This window comes from Prolixibacter sp. SD074 (assembly GCF_009617895.1).
Taxonomy (GTDB): domain Bacteria; phylum Bacteroidota; class Bacteroidia; order Bacteroidales; family Prolixibacteraceae; genus Prolixibacter.
Map to the genome: position 1 here is coordinate 3,667,855 of NZ_BLAW01000001.1, position 17,401 is coordinate 3,685,255.

Here is a 17,401-nt window from a genome sequence, read left to right on the forward strand (position 1 = left end):
ATCATGAAGAAAATCAATTTTAAGGCTGTTGCCGTATTCTTCGTTGGCGCGATGACGCTGTCAAGCTGTGCCAGTCTGCAGAAAATGAAGAAGAATGCCGATAAAATCAACTACACGGTTACCCCGGAAGTGCTTGTCACAAAGGGTGGTAATGTTGACGTTGAGATTCAGGGGCGCATTCCTGAAAAATTCTTTAACAAGAAAGCTACTATTACGGCTACTCCCGTTCTGACTTACGAAGGTGAAGAAAAAGCGTATGCTCCTTACAAACTACAGGGAGAGAAGGTAGAAGCTAACAACAAGGTGATTAGCTATACCGATGGCGGAACTTTCTCATATAAAGGGAGTGTACCTTATGTAGATGGAATGCGTAAGTCAGACTTGGTTGTGCGTATTACCGCTTCACAAGGAGACCAATCTTTGGATTTCGATCCGGTTAAGATTGCTGATGGTGTAATTGCGACCTCAACATTGGTTGAAGACAAACCCGCATCAATTGTAGGTATTGAGAAAGGAAAAAATACCACTGGTGTTTATGATCCGGCAATTGATAAATTTCAGCGCGTTGTACCTGATGAATATAAAGCTGATTTGATGTACCTCATCAATAGCGCATATGTTCGTGGCTCTCAGCTGAAGAAGGAAGATATGGATAAGCTGAATGAATACATCAAAGATGCGTTCGAAGCCGATCGTAAAGATCTGAAAGGCGTGATGGTTTCAGCATATGCTTCTCCTGACGGTCCTGAAAGTTTCAACACCAAGTTGGCCGAGAAACGTGAAGGTTCTGCAACAACGGTTGTTGACCGAAAACTGAAAAAAGATAAAGTTGAAACCGAAGTTGAAGGTAAGTACACTCCTGAAGACTGGGAAGGTTTTAAAGAACTGATGGAGAAATCCAACATCCAGGACAAAGAAATGATCCTGCGTGTACTCTCGATGTATCAGGATCCTGAAGTTCGCGAGCGTGAAATTAAAAATCTGAGTGGCCCATTCCAGGAAATTGCAAAAACAATTCTTCCGAAACTGCGCCGTTCAAAAATTATTGCCAGCGTTGATTTGATTGGTAAGACCGATGAAGAAATAGCTAATTTGGCTGACACCGATCCTTCTAAGCTCAACCAGGCAGAATTGATTTATGCTGCTTCACTTACTGAAGACCTGAATAAGCAAAAAGCAATTTATACCAGTTTCACTCGGCAGTTCCCTGAAGATTGGCGTGGCTACAACGACCTGGGTGTTGTTGAAATGATGCAGGGTAATACTGGCGACGCTGAATCTAACTTCGAGAAAGCTGACAAACTGGATCCGAAAAATGCAATCGTTCAGAATAACTTAGGAGGTGTAGCTTTGGTGAACGGGGATCTGGATAAAGCACAGGAACTTTTCAGTGCAGCCAGTGGTGCCGGACAGGAAGTGAATTACAACCTGGGTACTGTAAGTATCTTGAAGGGTGACTACGATGCAGCCGTTAAATATTTTGGTGACGGAACTTTTGTCAACAAAGCTCTTGCTCAGATGCTTACCGGCGATAATAACGGTGCACTCCGCACATTGAACAACCTGGAAGAAGAATCTGCACTGGGTGATTACCTGAAAGCCATCATCGGTGCGCGTACTGCCAAGACAACCCTCTTGTACGATAGCCTGGAGGCTGCAGTGAACAAAGATGCCAAGTATAAAGATATTGCAAAGGTTGATCTGGAATTTGCGAAGTACTTCAACGACGAGCAGTTCAAGTCAATCGTAGAGTAATACTCAATTGAAAATATGTTCAGAAGCTATTCCGGAGTAGTGTTTACTACTCCGGAATAAGATTTCTATACCTGTATTTTACATCTACCCTGGTAAAACCTTTATTTCTTTCAAAGAAAAAAGGTGGATTATCGTGTAAGGACACAATGAATCCACCTTAAGATTGTTGGAATGTGTAATGTCCGGAGTAATTACCGGCGCATTTTATTGCTGATATCCCATAATACGATACCCGCACTCACTGAAATATTGAATGAGTGTTTGGTTCCGTATTGTGGGATTTCTATGTTTTCATCACAGAGATCGATAATTCTTTGTTGCACACCTTTCACTTCATTACCGAAAATCAAGGCAACTTTATCTTCTTTAGTGGCATTGAAGTCAGTTAGTAAGGTGCTATTGGCTACTTGCTCTACTCCCACAATTTTGTATCCTTCGCTTCTTAGTTTTTTGACTACTTCGTCGGTGCCTTTGCAGTACTCCCAATCAATTGATTTTTCTGCACCGATAGCTGTTTTATGAATTTCCTTGTTGGGCGGAGTAGCTGTAATTCCACACAGGATGATTTTTTCGATGCGAAGGGCATCCGATGTACGGAATACCGATCCAACATTGTTCCCGCTTCTGATATTGTCTAAAACAACAGTTACCGGGAGTTTTTCCGCCTCTTTAAATTCATTGATGGATAATCTTTCCAGTTCGCTGGTTTTCAGTTTTCTTGTCATCTACCAATCTACTTTTTTCCGTCCTATTGGCATCGTCATACAGCGGGCGCCTCCACCTCCCCGGCTAAGTTCTGATCCGGCGATGGTAATAACGGCTTTCTTCGACGCACGAATATCGGCCTTGTTTTCAATAATGTCCTGAGCCTTAATAATGTCGTAACCATTTTTACTCATTTCCTCAATGGTATAATTATTTCTTTCGTAACCAATTACTTTTCCAGGAGCAATAGAGAAAAAGTTCGCTCCACTGTGCCATTGTTCGCGTTCCATGGTCCAGTCGTCTTTGGTCCCTCCACACTGGATCGGTCTCATATCCATACCCACTTCTTTCAGGGCTTGTAGCAGATCTTCTCGGAGTTTGATACTGGTTACCTCGCCGTTATCAATGGTAATGTGAATGGTCTGGTATTTATTGTTTCCCAGAATCAACGGAGCATAAATCATTACTTCATCCTTGTTCAGGAAGGTAAAGGTCATATCGAGGTGGATGAACGATTCAGGTGTATGCGGCAATTCCTGTACAATAATGTGTTTCGTAGGTGCTTTCTTCTCTTTGATAGATTCAATCAGGTAATCAATTCCCTGTGAAGTCGTGCGAACGCCTGTCCCAATCAGGATGACATCATCGCGCGCGATTTCCACATCGCCTCCTTCAATGCTTGTATGTTGGCTTGACGGTATGTTTTTAATGGGTATCATCGGATCAATGGTTTTGACCCCAAATATAGGATGGTCTTTAAAAATAGCCGCCATAATCAGTGCCTCCCGGTCGCGTACCGGCCTGGCCATTTTCCCTATCAACACCTCATCATACACCGTCATAGAGGCATCGCGTGTGAATAAGATGTTGTGTAAAGGACGGAGGGCAAAACGCTCTTTACTCAGGAATTTTGTGAGGTTATCACGCTTTAAAATGGAGCCTTCGATCAATTGTCGCGCTAATTCATCTTCAGGGAGATCGTGTAGGGCACTTATTTCGCAAAAGGCTTCTTCACGTTCGCAGATGCGGTTGATAATGCGCTCTTTTGCATGCGAATCCTGGAGGGTTTGCGTTAGTAAATCTTTAACTTCAAAGGTATTGGCAACTTTCTCCAAAACACCTTTTAACTGGGTATATTCCTGCCTGGCAACTGACAGATTAAGTATGTCACTATAAAGGGCACGCTCAGCATTTTGAGGCGTCATATTCTCCACTTCCTGCCCGGGAGTATGTAAAATAACTCCCTCTAATTGTCCGATTTCAGATCTGACATTTACATTAAACTTTTTCATTGATGCTATAATAATGTTGTTGTGTCATTTGTGTTAATGTGAGGCAAATATAGTTAAATATGGGTGGACTGAATTTTGCGGGAGATATGTTTAGCAATGTCTTTTATTGTATCATTTTCTTTTGTCAATTGTTATTTTTATACGGTAAAGAAGGAGGATGAGTTGAAAAAGTGGGTATACATTTTGTTTTTTTTATTCCTTGCGGTATCAGCAGGTGGGCAGGTGGTTCTTATTCCTCCTGAATTACCTGATTCACTGGCCGGGAGGGGCGATTCCATTCCTCATGTCGAACTTCAGCCTATTCAGGTAAAGCCCCATAGCCGAAGGTATTACCGGAGGAAGCAACGCCGTTATTCCCGGCTTGTATCGATTGTTAATAAGGTGTACCCAATGGCCAAATTAGCTGCAAAAAAACTGGAGGAATACAACAAAGTTTATTTGACGCTGAAGACGGAACGGCAGCGTAAAAAGTATATCAAACAGATACAGGAAGACTTGATGAATGAATATGGCGACGAGATAAAGCACATGAAAATCTCTGAAGGAAGAGTGCTAATGAAGTTGATTGACCGGGAAACCGGGCATTCGTCGTATGCGATTATCAAGGAGTTCCGGGGCGGGTTTACAGCGTTCTTCTGGCAAACGGTTGCCCGTCTGTTTGGAAACGATTTAAAGGTCCGTTACAACCCTTACGGTGAAGACTGGATGATTGAAAATATTGTACAGCAAATCGATCAGGGGGCAATATGAGCAAACGCACTTTCATTGCCGTAAATATCAAACCGGAAGAGAAGCTGCTAGCATTTATTCACGAATTGCAGCGAGAATTAGGGCGTAGCCACATTAACTGGGTAAATCCGGCTACCATGCACCTGACATTGCGGTTTTTAGGAAGCACTACGAAGGAACAAATTGGACAAATTTTGAATGAAGCGCCAGGTTTATTCAACCGGTATAAACCTTTTGAAATTGAGATGAAAGGATCCGGAAAGTTTGGTTCAGTGCAAAATCCTAAAATCTTTTGGATTGGATTCGAAGAAAACGAAGCGTTATCCGGGCTTGCCCGTGAAGTTGAATCATTGGTTCAGAGTGTAGGTTTTGAAAGTGAAGACAGGATATTCCGTCCGCATTTGACATTGGGGCGTGTTAAATGGCTCAAAGAAGCTGATAATTTAAAAAAGAAACTTGAAGATTACCGTGAGGTAACGTTCCAACGTATGATGATAAAAGAGACGGTTTTCTACGAAAGTATCCTAAAACCAGCAGGTCCGTTTTACCGTCCTATTCAGAAGTTTTCCCTTGGTGCCTAATTGTTGTTTTATTTTCCTCGTCCCTGCAGGATGTTGATCGCCGTGTAGATGATGATTTTAAAATCCACATACAAACTCATATTTCGAAGATAGATGAGGTCATACTGAAGCCTTTCAATCATCTGTGTCACATTTTCGGCATAACCATATTTTACTTGTCCCCAACTGGTAATTCCCGGGCGAATTCGGAGCAAATGCCGGTAATGGGGTGCAGCTTTTTCAATTTTTTCAATATAAAAAGCCCGCTCAGGCCGGGGCCCGACCACTGACATTTCACCTTTCAGCACATTGATGAATTGTGGTATTTCATCGGAATGCGATTTCCGGAGAAACCGTCCGAATGGGGTAATACGCTGGTCGTTTTGGCTGGACAAATCGGGACCATTTTTTTCAGCATCATTGTACATGCTTCTGAATTTGTACATGGTAAACGGTTTTCCGTAACGTCCGATACGAACTTGCCGATAAAGAATGGGGCCGGGTGAAGACAGCCGCACGCCAATAATGCAAACGAAGGAGAGAGGGGACAAAATAATCAGGCCCATAATTGAAATAAATATGTCAAGCAGTCGCTTGATGTTTTGTTGCCATGCCGGCATGATGCCGTTTGAAATCTGAATTAGCGGGCTTGAATAGACGGTGGTCATTTTTACAGCACCCGAAAGGATGGCATAAATATCGGGGATACCGCGTATGATGATGTTCCGCCCGGCCAGTCGGTTAATAATGTCGTTCAGCTTTTTATGATCCGATGATTCAGAGGCAATAATTACCTCTTCAACATTGTACTTGTTGATGATCCCAGGTATATCATTTAATTGCCCCAACACTTGTTGGTGGGGAACTTCCGTTTCTTTCTCACACTCATCTAATGCAACATATCCAATCACTTTATTCCCGGTAGGCACCGCCTGCGTTTCCAACTCCTGGGTAATGTGAACAGCCATTTCATTCGTCCCGATAATCAGAGTGGGGAATCCAATTCGCCCCGTTTTGAACTGATGAACCATGATGGATGAAATGGCCAGACGGGGTATGTAGGTTAAAACGAACTGAAAAACCAGTAGGGCCAATGCATGTTTGTCGTAGTATGTGTAGTCAGGAATATAGTCATCGAGAAGGAACATGAAGAAGATAAAAAGCGAACCCAGCACGGCCGAGAAAATCGTTTGTCCCAACTCCAGCAAGCGTGACTTTCGAAGAACATCATTGTAAAATCCGGAAATCGCGTACAAGCTAAGCCAAAAGAGCGGAATCAGTACTATACCGAGATAAAACTGCTGCGTAAATTCGATGGTATGGTTGTGTCCAAAAATCAAAGCTTCAGCATAATGTTTTCGGTACAGATAAAATAGTATCCAGGCGCACATAGCGGCTAAATAATCTGAAACAAGGTAACTAATCAGGAAAGCTCTCCTTTTCATCTGAACGACGAGGTTAGGTTTTATTGATCCCGTTTAAAATTGGCGCTTTATGATTTACAAAACGCCCGGGCTTTTAAAAAACTTATACAAATGAATACAAAATTTGGTTAGATGGAAATGGATTTTACCCGAAGTTGCTCTTTTATTCGGTTCACCAAAAGAAAAACTTCTTTCTCATCTTCCAGTGAATGAATAGAATACTCCAGGTTATTGACGCTTAACAGGAAGTCATCCATCTGGCGAATCAGGGTTTCATGAACAGCTGTTTCGGAAAATGGGATGGTCCTATTTTCCGGTATTAGCGTCAGCCTGTTTGCCCTAAAGTTGACATCCAGCAGGCCACCATTCCGGTATATGAATAAGCGGGATGAATCAGAAGTGTTTAGACTGCTGAAAGAGAGTGAGGCAACCATTCCGTCAGCAAAATCCAGATGGATATCGATGAAATCAGTAGCATCAGATAAAAAACTACCGCCGGCCACTGCCGTTTCTGTTATTTCTGTTCGATTTAGTTTTAGAAGAATCCGGAAGAATCCGGTAATGTGATCAAATAAATCTCCCTGGAATTTTGTCGATGCATGTTCACCCTTCACAATGCGCGGATACTGGTTTGCTTGAAGTAATTGCCGTGTCAAGGGTTCATATAGTTGGTCGGCCCTTACGGCAATCTGCGTACCTGCTTCGTGCGCCAGTTCGATTAATTGCTCTTGTTGTGATATTGAGAGCAGCTTAACCGTGTCGATAAATAGATGGCACGAATTCCGGATAGCCAACGTTAAATACTCAAAACGGCAAAAATCCCGGTCGAGAACAAACAGGATATCCGAAATCAATGGAATAACACCGCTTTCATAAATGCTAAAATGTGCATGTGCGGTTAAATTCCACTTTTTATGATTATTAAAAACATACCAGTGCAATTTCCCTTTACCAGGCAATTTCCCGATAAGGTCATATTTTGGGCGGGGAGGTAAAATGATTCCGGGTTTAAGCATATACACAAATGTACATAGGCTAAGTGTACAGAAGAATCTATTAACTTGCTTATTTATCAACCATTTTTGTTGAAAAACCCACAATTGAAAGGTATTTTTGTTGGCGAAATAGAAAAATGAACGGCGATTGGAAGATAACTACCGACATCGTGGCCTGCGGCGAAAGCTGGTTAGCGAGATTCAGGCGAAAGGGATAACGGATGAAAATGTACTGGAAGCCATTGGGAAGGTGCCCCGTCATCTTTTTATGGATAGTAGCTTTGTTCAGTTTGCCTACCGGGATAAAGCCTTCCCGATTGGGCAAGGACAAACGATCTCTCAACCTTACACCGTTGCTTTTCAGACCCAACTGCTCGAAGTAAAAAAGTTTGACAAAGTACTGGAAGTTGGAACAGGTTCAGGTTATCAGTCTGCGGTACTTTGTGAAATGGGCGCCACCGTTTTTACCATCGAACGTCATCGTGAACTATACGATAAGGCAAGGGCATTATTGCCATCCATTGGTTATGAACCGATGTTCTTTCACGGAGACGGTTATGCAGGTCTTCCTACATACGGACCTTTTGATAAAATAATTGTCACGGCCGGAGCGCTTTACATTCCCGGATCACTTCTGGAACAATTGAAGGTAGGCGGACGTTTGGTAATTCCGGTAGGCCCGCAACACCGGCAGGAAATGAAGCTGGTTATCAGGGAGTCGGAAACGGAATATCGAACAGAAGATAGAGGTGGTTTTATTTTTGTCCCGCTTGTTGGCGGAAAATCAGAATAATACAAGAACGCTATGATGGAAATTCGAAAGTTTACATTTAATCCGGTAGCAGTAAATACTTACGTGATATGGGATGAAACAGGCGAGTGTGCCATAATCGATGCAGGGTGCTCAAATCCTTCGGAAGAAGAAGCGCTGGCTGGTTTTATTGAAGAAAAGGGATTAAAACCGGTCAAACTGCTGAATACTCATGGCCATTTCGATCATGTGATTGGTAACGGTTTCGCTGCACGGAAGTGGGATTTGGAAGTGGAAATGCATCAGGGTGATGATGCGTTGGTTTCGAATGCAAAAGAGCAAGGAGGAATGTTTGGCATTGCGATGCACCAACCTCCGAAGCCGGGGAAATTCTTTAACGAAGGTGATGAAATCACGTTCGGAAATTCGACTTTGAAAGTAATTCATGTTCCCGGACATTCTCCTGGCGGTGTCGCTTTCCACAATGCGAAAGAAAAAGTGTTGATCGCAGGTGATATCCTTTTTTATGGTTCCATCGGACGAACTGATTTACCCGGAGGCGATCACGAATCGTTAATCAATGGGATAAAATCCAAATTAATCGTCTTGGATCCGGCAACCAAAGTATTTTCCGGCCATGGCCCGGAGACCACAATCGGAGACGAAATAAAGAATAATCCGTTTCTTCAGTAAAACGGTTTGGATAAAGGAAAAATATCATGTTTTCCTATTGCAGAAGACCTTAAAATTGTGTCGGCATATAATAAACTAAAATGACTAGCGATGGCAATCGATAAATTTGTCAACCGCCATATAGGCCCCCGGGAGCGTGACTTAGAAGAAATGCAGCGGGTTATCGGCGTAAAATCAATGGACGAACTGATTGATCAGACGGTTCCGTCCAATATTCGTTTGGAAAAACCACTGAATTTACCCAATGGTTTAACCGAACGGACCTATTTCAAACAAATCAGGAAACTGGCTGCCAAAAATAAGGTCTTCAATACTTACATTGGTATGGGGTATTATGACACCATCACCCCCGCAGTTATTCAGCGTAATATTCTCGAAAACCCGGTGTGGTATACTTCCTACACGCCTTACCAGGCGGAAGTTTCCCAGGGACGTTTGGAGGCATTGCTGAATTTCCAGACCATGGTTTGCGAAATGACTGCTATGGACCTGGCCAATGCTTCATTGCTCGATGAAGCCACCGCTGCAGCCGAAGCGATGTCGCTAATGTATGCGACCCGCAGTCGCGGAAAACAGAAAGCCGGGGCGAATGTTTGTTTCGTGGATGAGAACGTTTGGCCGCAGACGCTTGACGTGTTGCAAACCCGTGCCGAACCGTTGGGAATTGAGTTGAAGGCAGGTGATTTTTCGCGCGACAAGATTGAAGAAAACTGGTTTGGCGCAATAGTCCAGTATCCCAACCTGAAAGGTGAGGTAGAAGATTATAGCAACTTCACCAGTCGTCTGCACGATAACGATTGTAAGATTTCGGTAGCGACCGATTTGCTGGCACTGGCGCTTATTATCCCTCCGGGAGAATGGGGCGCTGATGTGGTTTTCGGTTCTGCTCAGCGTTTCGGGGTACCGATGGGATATGGCGGCCCTTCTGCTGCATTCTTTGCTATCAGGGAAGACGACAAACGCTTTATGCCCGGTCGAATCATCGGTGTGACAAAAGATGCCACGGGGAAACCGGCACTGCGCATGGCATTACAAACCCGCGAGCAGCATATCAAACGCGAACGGGCAACCTCCAATATTTGTACAGCTCAGGCGCTTCTGGCTACCATGTCCGGAATGTATGCCGTTTATCACGGGCCGGAAGGTATCCAGGGAATTGCTGACAGGGTACATAGCATTGGTGTTTTATTGGGCGACGAGATTACAAAACTCGGCTACAGGCAAGAGAATGCCAATTTCTTCGATACCATCCGTATTTCGTTACCACGCCACGTAAAGAAAGAGGATATTGAGTGGCTGTCACTCGATTTGGAAATGAACTTCCGCTACTTCGAAACGGGTGAGGTAGGGCTCAGCATCGACGAGACGACGAACCTGGAAGACATCAACTGGATTCTGGAAGTATTTGCGAAAGCGGCCAACAAACGTATTCCGGTCATCTCTGAGATTCCGGAGAACTCCATCATCGACAAAAGATACGGCCGCAAATCAGCGTATCTGACCCAGGAGGTTTTCAATAAGTACCGCTCCGAGACCGAAATGGCCCGTTACATCAAGCGGTTGGAGAAAAAAGATATTTCGTTGGTGCATTCAATGATTTCGTTGGGATCGTGCACCATGAAGCTGAACGCTGCTACCGAGATGATTCCGCTCAGTTGGATTGAGTTCAGTGGAATTCATCCTTTTGTGCCGAAAAATCAGGCCATGGGTTACCACGAAATGATGGAAGAACTGCGTCGCGATTTGGCCGAAATTACCGGCTTCGACGATATTTCCCTTATGCCTAATTCAGGAGCTGCAGGCGAATACACCGGTTTGATGGTGATCCGGGAATACCACAAAAGCCGTGGCGAAGGAAACCGGAATGTCGTTTTGATTCCTTCATCGGCACACGGGACTAACCCGGCCAGTGCTGTTATGGCCGGCATGAAAGTGGTGGTCGTACCTTGCGACGAACGCGGAAATATTGATGTTGGTGCGCTTCGGGCGAAAGCCGAAGAACACAAGGATAACTTGTCGGCCTTCATGGTTACTTACCCGTCAACGCACGGAGTGTTCGAATCGGCTATCGTCGAAATGTGCGGCGTCATTCACAAAAATGGTGGCCAGGTGTACATGGATGGTGCCAATATGAATGCACAGGTGGGACTGACGAATCCGAAGCGAATTGGAGCCGATATTTGTCACCTGAACCTGCATAAAACATTTGCCATACCGCACGGCGGAGGTGGCCCGGGTGTTGGCCCGATTGGCGTGGCAAAACACCTGGTGGAATTTCTTCCTTCGCATCCGGTAATGAATAACGGGCACGTGGGCTTACACGCTGTATCAGCCGCTCCGTGGGGAAGTGCTTCGGTATTGCCCATTACCTACGGATACATCAAAATGCTGGGGGCCGATGGTTTAACGCAAGCATCCCGGATTGCTATTCTCAACGCCAACTATATTGCTTCGTTGTTGAAGGATAATTACGGTATTCTCTATACCGGGGAGAAAGGACGGGTAGCACACGAGATGATTTTGGAATGCCGTCACCTGAAAGCTTCGGCTGGTGTAACCGAAGCCGATATTGCCAAGCGATTGATGGATTACGGTTTTCATGCTCCGACTCTTTCATTCCCGGTACACGGAACACTGATGGTGGAGCCAACCGAAAGTGAATCGAAAGAAGAGCTCGACCGGTTTGTGGAAGCCATGAACAGCATCTTCAGCGAGATTAAAGAGATTGAAGAAGGCAAAGCCGATGCGAATGATAACGTTCTGAAGAATGCACCGCATACAGCCGAAGTTTTGATGACTGACGACTGGAAGCACAGTTACTCCCGCGAAAAAGCAGCCTATGCGCTCGGTTGGCTCCGTGATAACAAATTCTGGGTACCCGTCAGCCGCGTTGATGATGCCTATGGTGATCGGAACCTGATTTGTACTTGTGAACCACTGGAAAGTTATATGGACAAATAACCTCATGAAGAGGGCGTCCGAAAAGTTGAATTGAAACAGTGTTAACTTTCAAATTGAAAGCAATCCTGGATTTACCCCTCCTCCCGGTGTCCATCGGGACTCCTTAAAGGTGAGGCTAAAAGTCCCCCTTCAGGCTGTATTTAATTAAGGGGTAAATAACTTAAGCTGTACTTACAATTTGATAGTTCTGAAAATGCTCTTTGGACTTTTCGGACACCCTCTTTATTTTACCAACCGATGATTGTATTTCCTAACGCCAAAATTAACATTGGCCTGCATATTCTGCGAAAGCGGGATGACGGTTACCATGAGCTGGAAACTGTTTTCTATCCGCTGAAGTTACGGGACGGTCTGGAATTCATTGAAAACCGGACGGGGGAAGTGCGTTTCAGCAATAGTGGAATCGAGGTAGGTGGAAGACCGGAAGATAACCTGGTGGTAAAAGCATACCGAATGCTGGCTGCTGATTATACGCTGCCCGGAGTAGACATTCATTTGCATAAGGTTATTCCATTTGGGGCTGGTTTGGGCGGTGGTTCTTCTGATGCCGCTTTTATGTTGAAGGGGCTAAATGACTTTTTTGGCCTGAACATCCCCGAACAAAAGCTTTTATCTTCCGCTGCAAGGCTGGGTGCCGATTGCGCATTTTTCCTCAAAAATACACCCTTATTTGCGTCCGGAGCCGGGGAGAAGCTTGAACCACTTCCGCTAAGTTTGGCCGGATGGCATCTGTTGCTGGTAAAACCGCCGGTTGTGGTGGGTACTAAAGAAGCATATGCCGGTGTTCTGCCAGGGAAGCCAAATGTGGGATTAAAAGAAGCCATTCGGTTGTCGGTAAATAACTGGCAGGGGAATGTCGTCAATGATTTCGAGACGGGAATTTTTCAACGGTTTCCCGAAATTAAAGCCATCAAAGAGAAACTGATTGAGCGGGGAGCAGTTTATGTTTCCATGTCGGGAAGTGGCTCGTCTGTTTTCGGTCTTTTCCGCAACGAACCGATTTGGCGCGACAGCGATTTCCCGGAAGGCAGTTTCATCTGGTCGGAGATCTTTTAATCTTTTTCAGGAAGAATTTACTCTTTCCCTCTCGGAAAAAACAGGGAAAAGATAACAAAAGCTGCCCCGGGATGAGGCAGCTTTTGTTGTTTATTCGATAGTGATCATCAGTACATCTTTCGGAATTCTGATGCCTTCTTTGACGTGGACCTCTTTGATTTTTCCATCGAAGGGCATTTCAATCTTGTTCTCCATTTTCATGGCTTCAAGAATTAGCAGGCATTCGCCCTCTTTCACTTTCTGGCCTGGTTTGACCATCAGTTTCAGAACGGTACCCGGAATATAGGAACGAACCTCATTCATATCAGGACGTTCCCATTTTTTTCGCATTTCAAACTTCTTTGTATACAGTGTTTTGTATTTGGCGCTGTTCACTACAAAGGTTTGGTATTTTGGTGTACTTTCTTCCATTTTGAAAGGATTTGGTTAACAGAAAGTCTTGATTTAGAACGGAGGGATACCGTGTTTTTTCGCCGGGCGGGCATCCACTTTGTTGTCCGACAGCGTCAGCGAGTGAATCAACAGGGAGCGGGTTTCAGCCGGTTCAATTACCTCGTCAATGTATCCTTTCGCAGCGGCTACATACGGGTTGGCAAATTTCTCTTTGTATTCCTCAATTTTCTGTTTCCGGACTTCATCCGGATTTTCTGCTTCAGCAATCTCCTTACGGAAGACAATGTTGGCAGCACCTTCCGGTCCCATCACAGCGATTTCGGCGGTAGGCCATGCAAATACAAAGTCAGCACCCAGGTGGCGCGAGTTCATGGCAATATATCCTCCACCGTATGCTTTGCGCAGAATAACGGTGATTTTCGGTACGGTTGCTTCGCTGTAAGCATACAGCAATTTGGCTCCGTGGCGAATCACACCGGCATGTTCCTGGTCAACGCCAGGCAGGTAACCCGGCATATCCTCGAGGGTCACAATCGGGATGTTGAACGCGTCGCAATAACGGATGAAACGAGCTGCTTTATCCGAGCTGTCGCAATCGAGCACACCGGCCAGGTATTTAGGCTGGTTTGCCACAAAACCGACCGTGTCGCCCTTTAGGCGTCCAAAGCCGATAACGATGTTCCTGGCAAAGTACTCCATAATTTCGAAGAACTCGCTGCTGTCGGTCACCGCGCGAATAATGTCGCGGATGTCGTATGGACGACGCGGGTCTGAAGGAACAATCTCTTCAATATTGAGAGAAGAGGTTGGTTCCTGCGGTGGAAATTTGCGTGCTTTTTGGGTATTATTCCATGGAATAAATGAAATAAGACTCTTGATCTGATCAAAACATTCGTCCTCGCTTTCGGCGTAGAAATGGGCATTACCGGTAATCTCGCTGTGTACGCGGGCTCCACCCAGTTCTTCCATACTAATTTCTTCGCCCAGTACGGTTTTAATAACATTTGGTCCGGTGATAAACATCTTGGAGATATTTTCCACTACGAAAACGAAATCGGTTAAAGCGGGAGAATAAACGGCCCCGCCGGCACAGGGGCCGAGGATAACTGAAATCTGCGGAATAACACCGGAAGCTTTGGTGTTCCGGTAGAAAATTTCACCATAACCAGCTAGGGAATTAACACCTTCCTGGATGCGGGCCCCACCGGAATCGTTAATACCGATAAGCGGAACGCGCATTTTCAGGGCGTGGTCCATGATTTTGGTGATTTTGCGGGCATGCATCAAACCGAGCGAACCACCGGCTACGGTGAAGTCCTGTGCATAGATACAAACAGGTTGATTGTAAATGGTACCTGTCCCGATGATAACACCGTCGCCGTGCAACACCTTTTTGTCCATGTCGAAATCACGAGCTGTGTGCTCTACAAAAAGATCGTACTCGTGGAAAGAATCTTCGTCAAGAATAGACATGATTCTCTCACGGGCCGTCTTTTTACCCATGGCCACTTGTTTTTCGATGGCTTTTTCACCACCCCCCAACTGTACCTCCTGCTTACGTTTACGGAGGTCCAGGATGTTTCTTTTTAATGACATAGGTTACGATTTAAATTCAAGATCTTCCTGAAAAATCAGGCCGATCACCTATAAAGTTTGTCTACTTCAGGGGCCAAAATTATAAAAAAAATGCCGGGAAAGAGCATGCCCCGGCATTAAATGATATCTCTATCTATTTAGATATCAAAAAATTGAATAACAGTATTTAATGGTCGATTATTTGGAGGCCCACCGGTATAAAAAGATAGCTATAATGGCATACAGGAAGTTGGGTATCCAAACTGCCAGTAAGGGATCCATCCCTCCCTTTGTGGCAAAAACTGTCGATACTTGTAGGAACATGATAAAGGAGAAGCTGAGTAACAGCCCGATACCCAGGTGAAGGCCCATTCCTCCCCTGATTTTACGCGAAGCCAGTGCGGCACCGATGATCGAAAGAATAAATGTGGAAAAAGGACCTGAAGTTCGTTTGTGTTTTTCGATCTCGTACTGCACCACATTGTCTACGCCGCGCAATTTCAAATCCTCGATGTAATGGTTCAGCTCCCAGTAGTTCATGGTTTCTTCGAGGTTCTTTTGGCGGTCAAAATCTTCCGGCTTCATCCGAAGGGTGGTATCGATTACAGCACCGGAGGTAATTTTTTCGTCCGGACCACTTAGATCGCGTATGTAGTAATTATGAATCACCCATTTCTTTTTGTCGCGGTCCCATTTTACGTAGTCCGAAATCAGCTTTGATTCAAGTTTGTGATCTTTGAATTTTTCGATAGAAAATTTGTACCCAACGTCGTTTTTGTTGTTGTAGTTACGCATGTAGATATACAGGCCGGGTTCCAGTTGTCGGTGGATGTTCCGGTCATTATTGTTATACTCACCTTTGAGATACGTGTTGGTAAAGTTGATACGAATGGTATTGGCCGGCGGGATGACAAAATTTCCCAGCACCCACGACATCGTCGCAATAATTCCGGCACCGATCATATAGGGGCGCATTAGTCGTTTGTATGTCACGCCACTGGCGAGGATGGCAATAATTTCGGAGTTGTAGGCCATCTTCGAGGTAAAATAAATTACCGCAATAAAGGTGAACAGACTACTAAACAGATTGGCGAAATAAGGGATGAAGTTCAGGTAAAAATCAAAAATAATGGCCTGCAGCGGAGCATGGCGACTGATAAATTCGTCGATGTGCTCGGAAATGTCAAAAACAATCGAGATACCAATAATCAGGGCGATAGCCAGGAAAAAGGTTCCCAGAAACTTTTTGATGATGTATATGTCAATCTTTTTCAGAAATGGTTTTGACAGCAGCATGCGAATAAGCGTAATTTTCGGCGAATTTATTTGAAACTATAGACGGCGTCCCAGTTTTTCAATCATAACATTCTTCCATTGGTTGAAAGTTCCTGCCTTGATCTGCTCCCGGGCTTCACTAACCAGCCATAAATAAAAGGCCAGGTTGTGGAGACTTCCGATTTGCGCTCCCAGCATTTCTTTCGACCGGAACAAATGGCGCAAGTAAGCACGGGTATAATGATGATCAACAAACGAAGTGCCATTCGGGTCGACAGGAGAAAAATCGTTCTCCCACTTTTTATTCTTGATATTGATAATGCCTTCGCTGGTAAACAGCATCCCGTTACGGCCGTTTCGGGTGGGCATCACACAGTCAAACATATCTACACCTCTGTCGATGGCTTTCAAAATATTGATAGGAGTTCCTACACCCATCAGGTAACGGGGTTTATCTTCCGGAAGAATTTCGTTCACCACCTCAATGGTCGAATACATATCTTCCTCTTTTTCTCCCACCGAAAGACCGCCAATGGCATAACCGTCGCGTTCGAAAGAGGTGACGTGCTCAGCTGCTTTCCTTCTCAGTTCCGGATAAACGCCGCCCTGAACGATGGGGAAGAGCGTTTGGTCGTAACCATACTTCGGTCCCGTTTCATCGAAGCGTTTGACGCAACGTTCCAGCCAGCGCTGGGTCAGTTCCAGTGATTTTTTTGCGTAATCGAAATTCGAATCGCCTGGAGGGCATTCATCGAAAGCCATGATGATATCGGCTCCAATGATTCGCTGAATATCGATGACTTTTTCGGGAGTAAACATATGTTGCGAACCATCGATATGCGATTGAAATTTGGCTCCTTCTTCCGACAATTTGCGGATATCGCCCAACGAGAAAACCTGGAAACCGCCGCTGTCGGTGAGGATCGGGCCATCCCAGCCGTTGAATTTATGCAAACCTCCTGCCTGCTCAATGGTGTCCATACCCGGACGAAGGTATAAATGGTAGGTGTTTCCCAGGATAATCTGGGCTTTTACATCCTCTTTTAAATCACGAAAATGGACACCTTTTACAGAGCCCACCGTCCCGACAGGCATAAAAATTGGTGTTTCAATTTCACCATGAGCAGTCTGAAGTTTTCCTGCACGGGCCTTGGTGCCCTGCAGTGTATATTGTAGTTCGAATTTCATTACCAAAATTTTGACGCACAAAGATAGTTATTATGGTGTAATATCCCCG

General features: G+C 44.8%; 15 protein-coding genes. 7 read left to right on the forward strand and 8 right to left on the reverse strand.

Going from position 1 to position 17,401, the window contains the following annotated elements; all coding sequences use genetic code 11:
• The first annotated feature begins 3 nt into the window (after window positions 1-3).
• The gene (locus tag GJU82_RS15730) at window positions 4-1,755 is read left to right on the forward strand and encodes a tetratricopeptide repeat protein (protein ID WP_153633023.1); all 1,752 of its coding nucleotides are present in this window, start codon (window positions 4-6) and stop codon (window positions 1,753-1,755) included.
• Between the two features lie 191 nt (window positions 1,756-1,946).
• Here GJU82_RS15730 and GJU82_RS15735 read toward each other — a convergent pair whose 3' ends face one another.
• Both GJU82_RS15735 and GJU82_RS15740 read right to left on the reverse strand, forming a co-directional pair.
• On the reverse strand, window positions 1,947-2,480 hold the full coding sequence (locus GJU82_RS15735) for an RNA methyltransferase (RefSeq protein WP_153633024.1): 534 nt from the start codon (window positions 2,478-2,480) through the stop codon (window positions 1,947-1,949).
• Window positions 2,481-3,752, reverse strand: a complete 1,272-nt coding sequence (locus tag GJU82_RS15740) for an arginine deiminase family protein (RefSeq protein ID WP_153633025.1) — start codon at window positions 3,750-3,752, stop codon at window positions 2,481-2,483. It abuts the gene before it with no gap.
• A gap of 96 nt (window positions 3,753-3,848) precedes the next feature.
• Here GJU82_RS15740 and GJU82_RS15745 point away from each other — a divergent pair, with 96 nt between their 5' ends.
• Window positions 3,849-4,502: a DUF4294 domain-containing protein gene (locus GJU82_RS15745; RefSeq protein ID WP_153633026.1), complete on the forward strand. Its 654-nt coding sequence runs from the start codon at window positions 3,849-3,851 to the stop codon at window positions 4,500-4,502.
• Window positions 4,499-5,062 carry an RNA 2',3'-cyclic phosphodiesterase gene (thpR, locus tag GJU82_RS15750; RefSeq protein ID WP_153633027.1) on the forward strand — a complete coding sequence of 188 codons (564 nt, stop codon included), beginning with the start codon at window positions 4,499-4,501 and terminating at the stop codon, window positions 5,060-5,062. The genes GJU82_RS15745 and thpR overlap by 4 nt, the downstream gene beginning before the upstream one ends.
• 8 nt (window positions 5,063-5,070) lie before the next feature.
• Here thpR and GJU82_RS15755 read toward each other — a convergent pair whose 3' ends face one another.
• Together GJU82_RS15755 and GJU82_RS15760 are read right to left on the reverse strand one after the other, a co-directional pair.
• Window positions 5,071-6,486, reverse strand: a complete 1,416-nt coding sequence (locus GJU82_RS15755) for a sugar transferase (RefSeq protein ID WP_153633028.1) — start codon at window positions 6,484-6,486, stop codon at window positions 5,071-5,073.
• A 107-nt stretch (window positions 6,487-6,593) separates the two neighbouring features.
• The gene (locus tag GJU82_RS15760) at window positions 6,594-7,481 is read right to left on the reverse strand and encodes a hypothetical protein (RefSeq protein WP_153633029.1); all 888 of its coding nucleotides are present in this window, start codon (window positions 7,479-7,481) and stop codon (window positions 6,594-6,596) included.
• A 127-nt stretch (window positions 7,482-7,608) separates the two neighbouring features.
• On the opposite strand from GJU82_RS15760, the gene GJU82_RS15765 reads away from it, so the two are divergent.
• From GJU82_RS15765 to ispE, 4 genes are all read left to right on the forward strand, one after another.
• Window positions 7,609-8,253 (forward strand): protein-L-isoaspartate(D-aspartate) O-methyltransferase, encoded by a 645-nt coding sequence (locus GJU82_RS15765; protein WP_153633030.1) that lies wholly within the window; start codon window positions 7,609-7,611, stop codon window positions 8,251-8,253.
• A 12-nt stretch (window positions 8,254-8,265) separates the two neighbouring features.
• The gene (locus GJU82_RS15770; RefSeq protein WP_153633031.1) at window positions 8,266-8,904 is read left to right on the forward strand and encodes an MBL fold metallo-hydrolase; all 639 of its coding nucleotides are present in this window, start codon (window positions 8,266-8,268) and stop codon (window positions 8,902-8,904) included.
• Between the two features lie 90 nt (window positions 8,905-8,994).
• A complete protein-coding gene (gene gcvP / locus GJU82_RS15775) occupies window positions 8,995-11,865 on the forward strand; it encodes an aminomethyl-transferring glycine dehydrogenase (protein WP_153633032.1) in 2,871 nt (956 codons plus the stop codon).
• 237 nt (window positions 11,866-12,102) lie between these two features.
• Entirely contained in the window at window positions 12,103-12,921 is an 819-nt protein-coding gene (gene ispE / locus GJU82_RS15780) for a 4-(cytidine 5'-diphospho)-2-C-methyl-D-erythritol kinase (protein WP_153633033.1), read from the forward strand.
• A gap of 90 nt (window positions 12,922-13,011) precedes the next feature.
• On the opposite strand, the gene GJU82_RS15785 is transcribed toward ispE, so the two are convergent.
• From GJU82_RS15785 to tgt, 4 genes are all read right to left on the reverse strand, one after another.
• Entirely contained in the window at window positions 13,012-13,332 is a 321-nt protein-coding gene (locus GJU82_RS15785) for a biotin/lipoyl-containing protein (protein ID WP_153633034.1), read from the reverse strand.
• A 33-nt stretch (window positions 13,333-13,365) separates the two neighbouring features.
• Window positions 13,366-14,910 (reverse strand): acyl-CoA carboxylase subunit beta, encoded by a 1,545-nt coding sequence (locus GJU82_RS15790; protein ID WP_153633035.1) that lies wholly within the window; start codon window positions 14,908-14,910, stop codon window positions 13,366-13,368.
• A gap of 177 nt (window positions 14,911-15,087) precedes the next feature.
• Window positions 15,088-16,185, reverse strand: a complete 1,098-nt coding sequence (locus GJU82_RS15795; protein ID WP_228488732.1) for an LptF/LptG family permease — start codon at window positions 16,183-16,185, stop codon at window positions 15,088-15,090.
• Between the two features lie 36 nt (window positions 16,186-16,221).
• Window positions 16,222-17,352: a tRNA guanosine(34) transglycosylase Tgt gene (tgt, locus tag GJU82_RS15800; RefSeq protein ID WP_153633036.1), complete on the reverse strand. Its 1,131-nt coding sequence runs from the start codon at window positions 17,350-17,352 to the stop codon at window positions 16,222-16,224.
• Between the last annotated feature and the right edge of the window lie 49 nt (window positions 17,353-17,401).

Bases quoted from the DNA above. Each gene is read 5' to 3' on its own strand.
- GJU82_RS15790 (WP_153633035.1), bottom strand. From the start codon at position 14,910: ATGTCATTAAAAAGAAACATCCTGGACCTCCGTAAACGTAAGCAGGAG.
- ispE (WP_153633033.1), top strand. From the start codon at position 12,103: ATGATTGTATTTCCTAACGCCAAAATTAACATTGGCCTGCATATTCTG.
- GJU82_RS15770 (WP_153633031.1), top strand. From the start codon at position 8,266: ATGATGGAAATTCGAAAGTTTACATTTAATCCGGTAGCAGTAAATACT.
- GJU82_RS15735 (WP_153633024.1), bottom strand. From the start codon at position 2,480: ATGACAAGAAAACTGAAAACCAGCGAACTGGAAAGATTATCCATCAAT.
- GJU82_RS15740 (WP_153633025.1), bottom strand. From the start codon at position 3,752: ATGAAAAAGTTTAATGTAAATGTCAGATCTGAAATCGGACAATTAGAG.
- GJU82_RS15730 (WP_153633023.1), top strand. From the start codon at position 4: ATGAAGAAAATCAATTTTAAGGCTGTTGCCGTATTCTTCGTTGGCGCG.
- gcvP (WP_153633032.1), top strand. From the start codon at position 8,995: ATGGCAATCGATAAATTTGTCAACCGCCATATAGGCCCCCGGGAGCGT.
- tgt (WP_153633036.1), bottom strand. From the start codon at position 17,352: ATGAAATTCGAACTACAATATACACTGCAGGGCACCAAGGCCCGTGCA.
- thpR (WP_153633027.1), top strand. From the start codon at position 4,499: ATGAGCAAACGCACTTTCATTGCCGTAAATATCAAACCGGAAGAGAAG.
- GJU82_RS15755 (WP_153633028.1), bottom strand. From the start codon at position 6,486: ATGAAAAGGAGAGCTTTCCTGATTAGTTACCTTGTTTCAGATTATTTA.
- GJU82_RS15795 (WP_228488732.1), bottom strand. From the start codon at position 16,185: ATGCTGCTGTCAAAACCATTTCTGAAAAAGATTGACATATACATCATC.
- GJU82_RS15745 (WP_153633026.1), top strand. From the start codon at position 3,849: ATGTCTTTTATTGTATCATTTTCTTTTGTCAATTGTTATTTTTATACG.
- GJU82_RS15760 (WP_153633029.1), bottom strand. From the start codon at position 7,481: ATGCTTAAACCCGGAATCATTTTACCTCCCCGCCCAAAATATGACCTT.
- GJU82_RS15785 (WP_153633034.1), bottom strand. From the start codon at position 13,332: ATGGAAGAAAGTACACCAAAATACCAAACCTTTGTAGTGAACAGCGCC.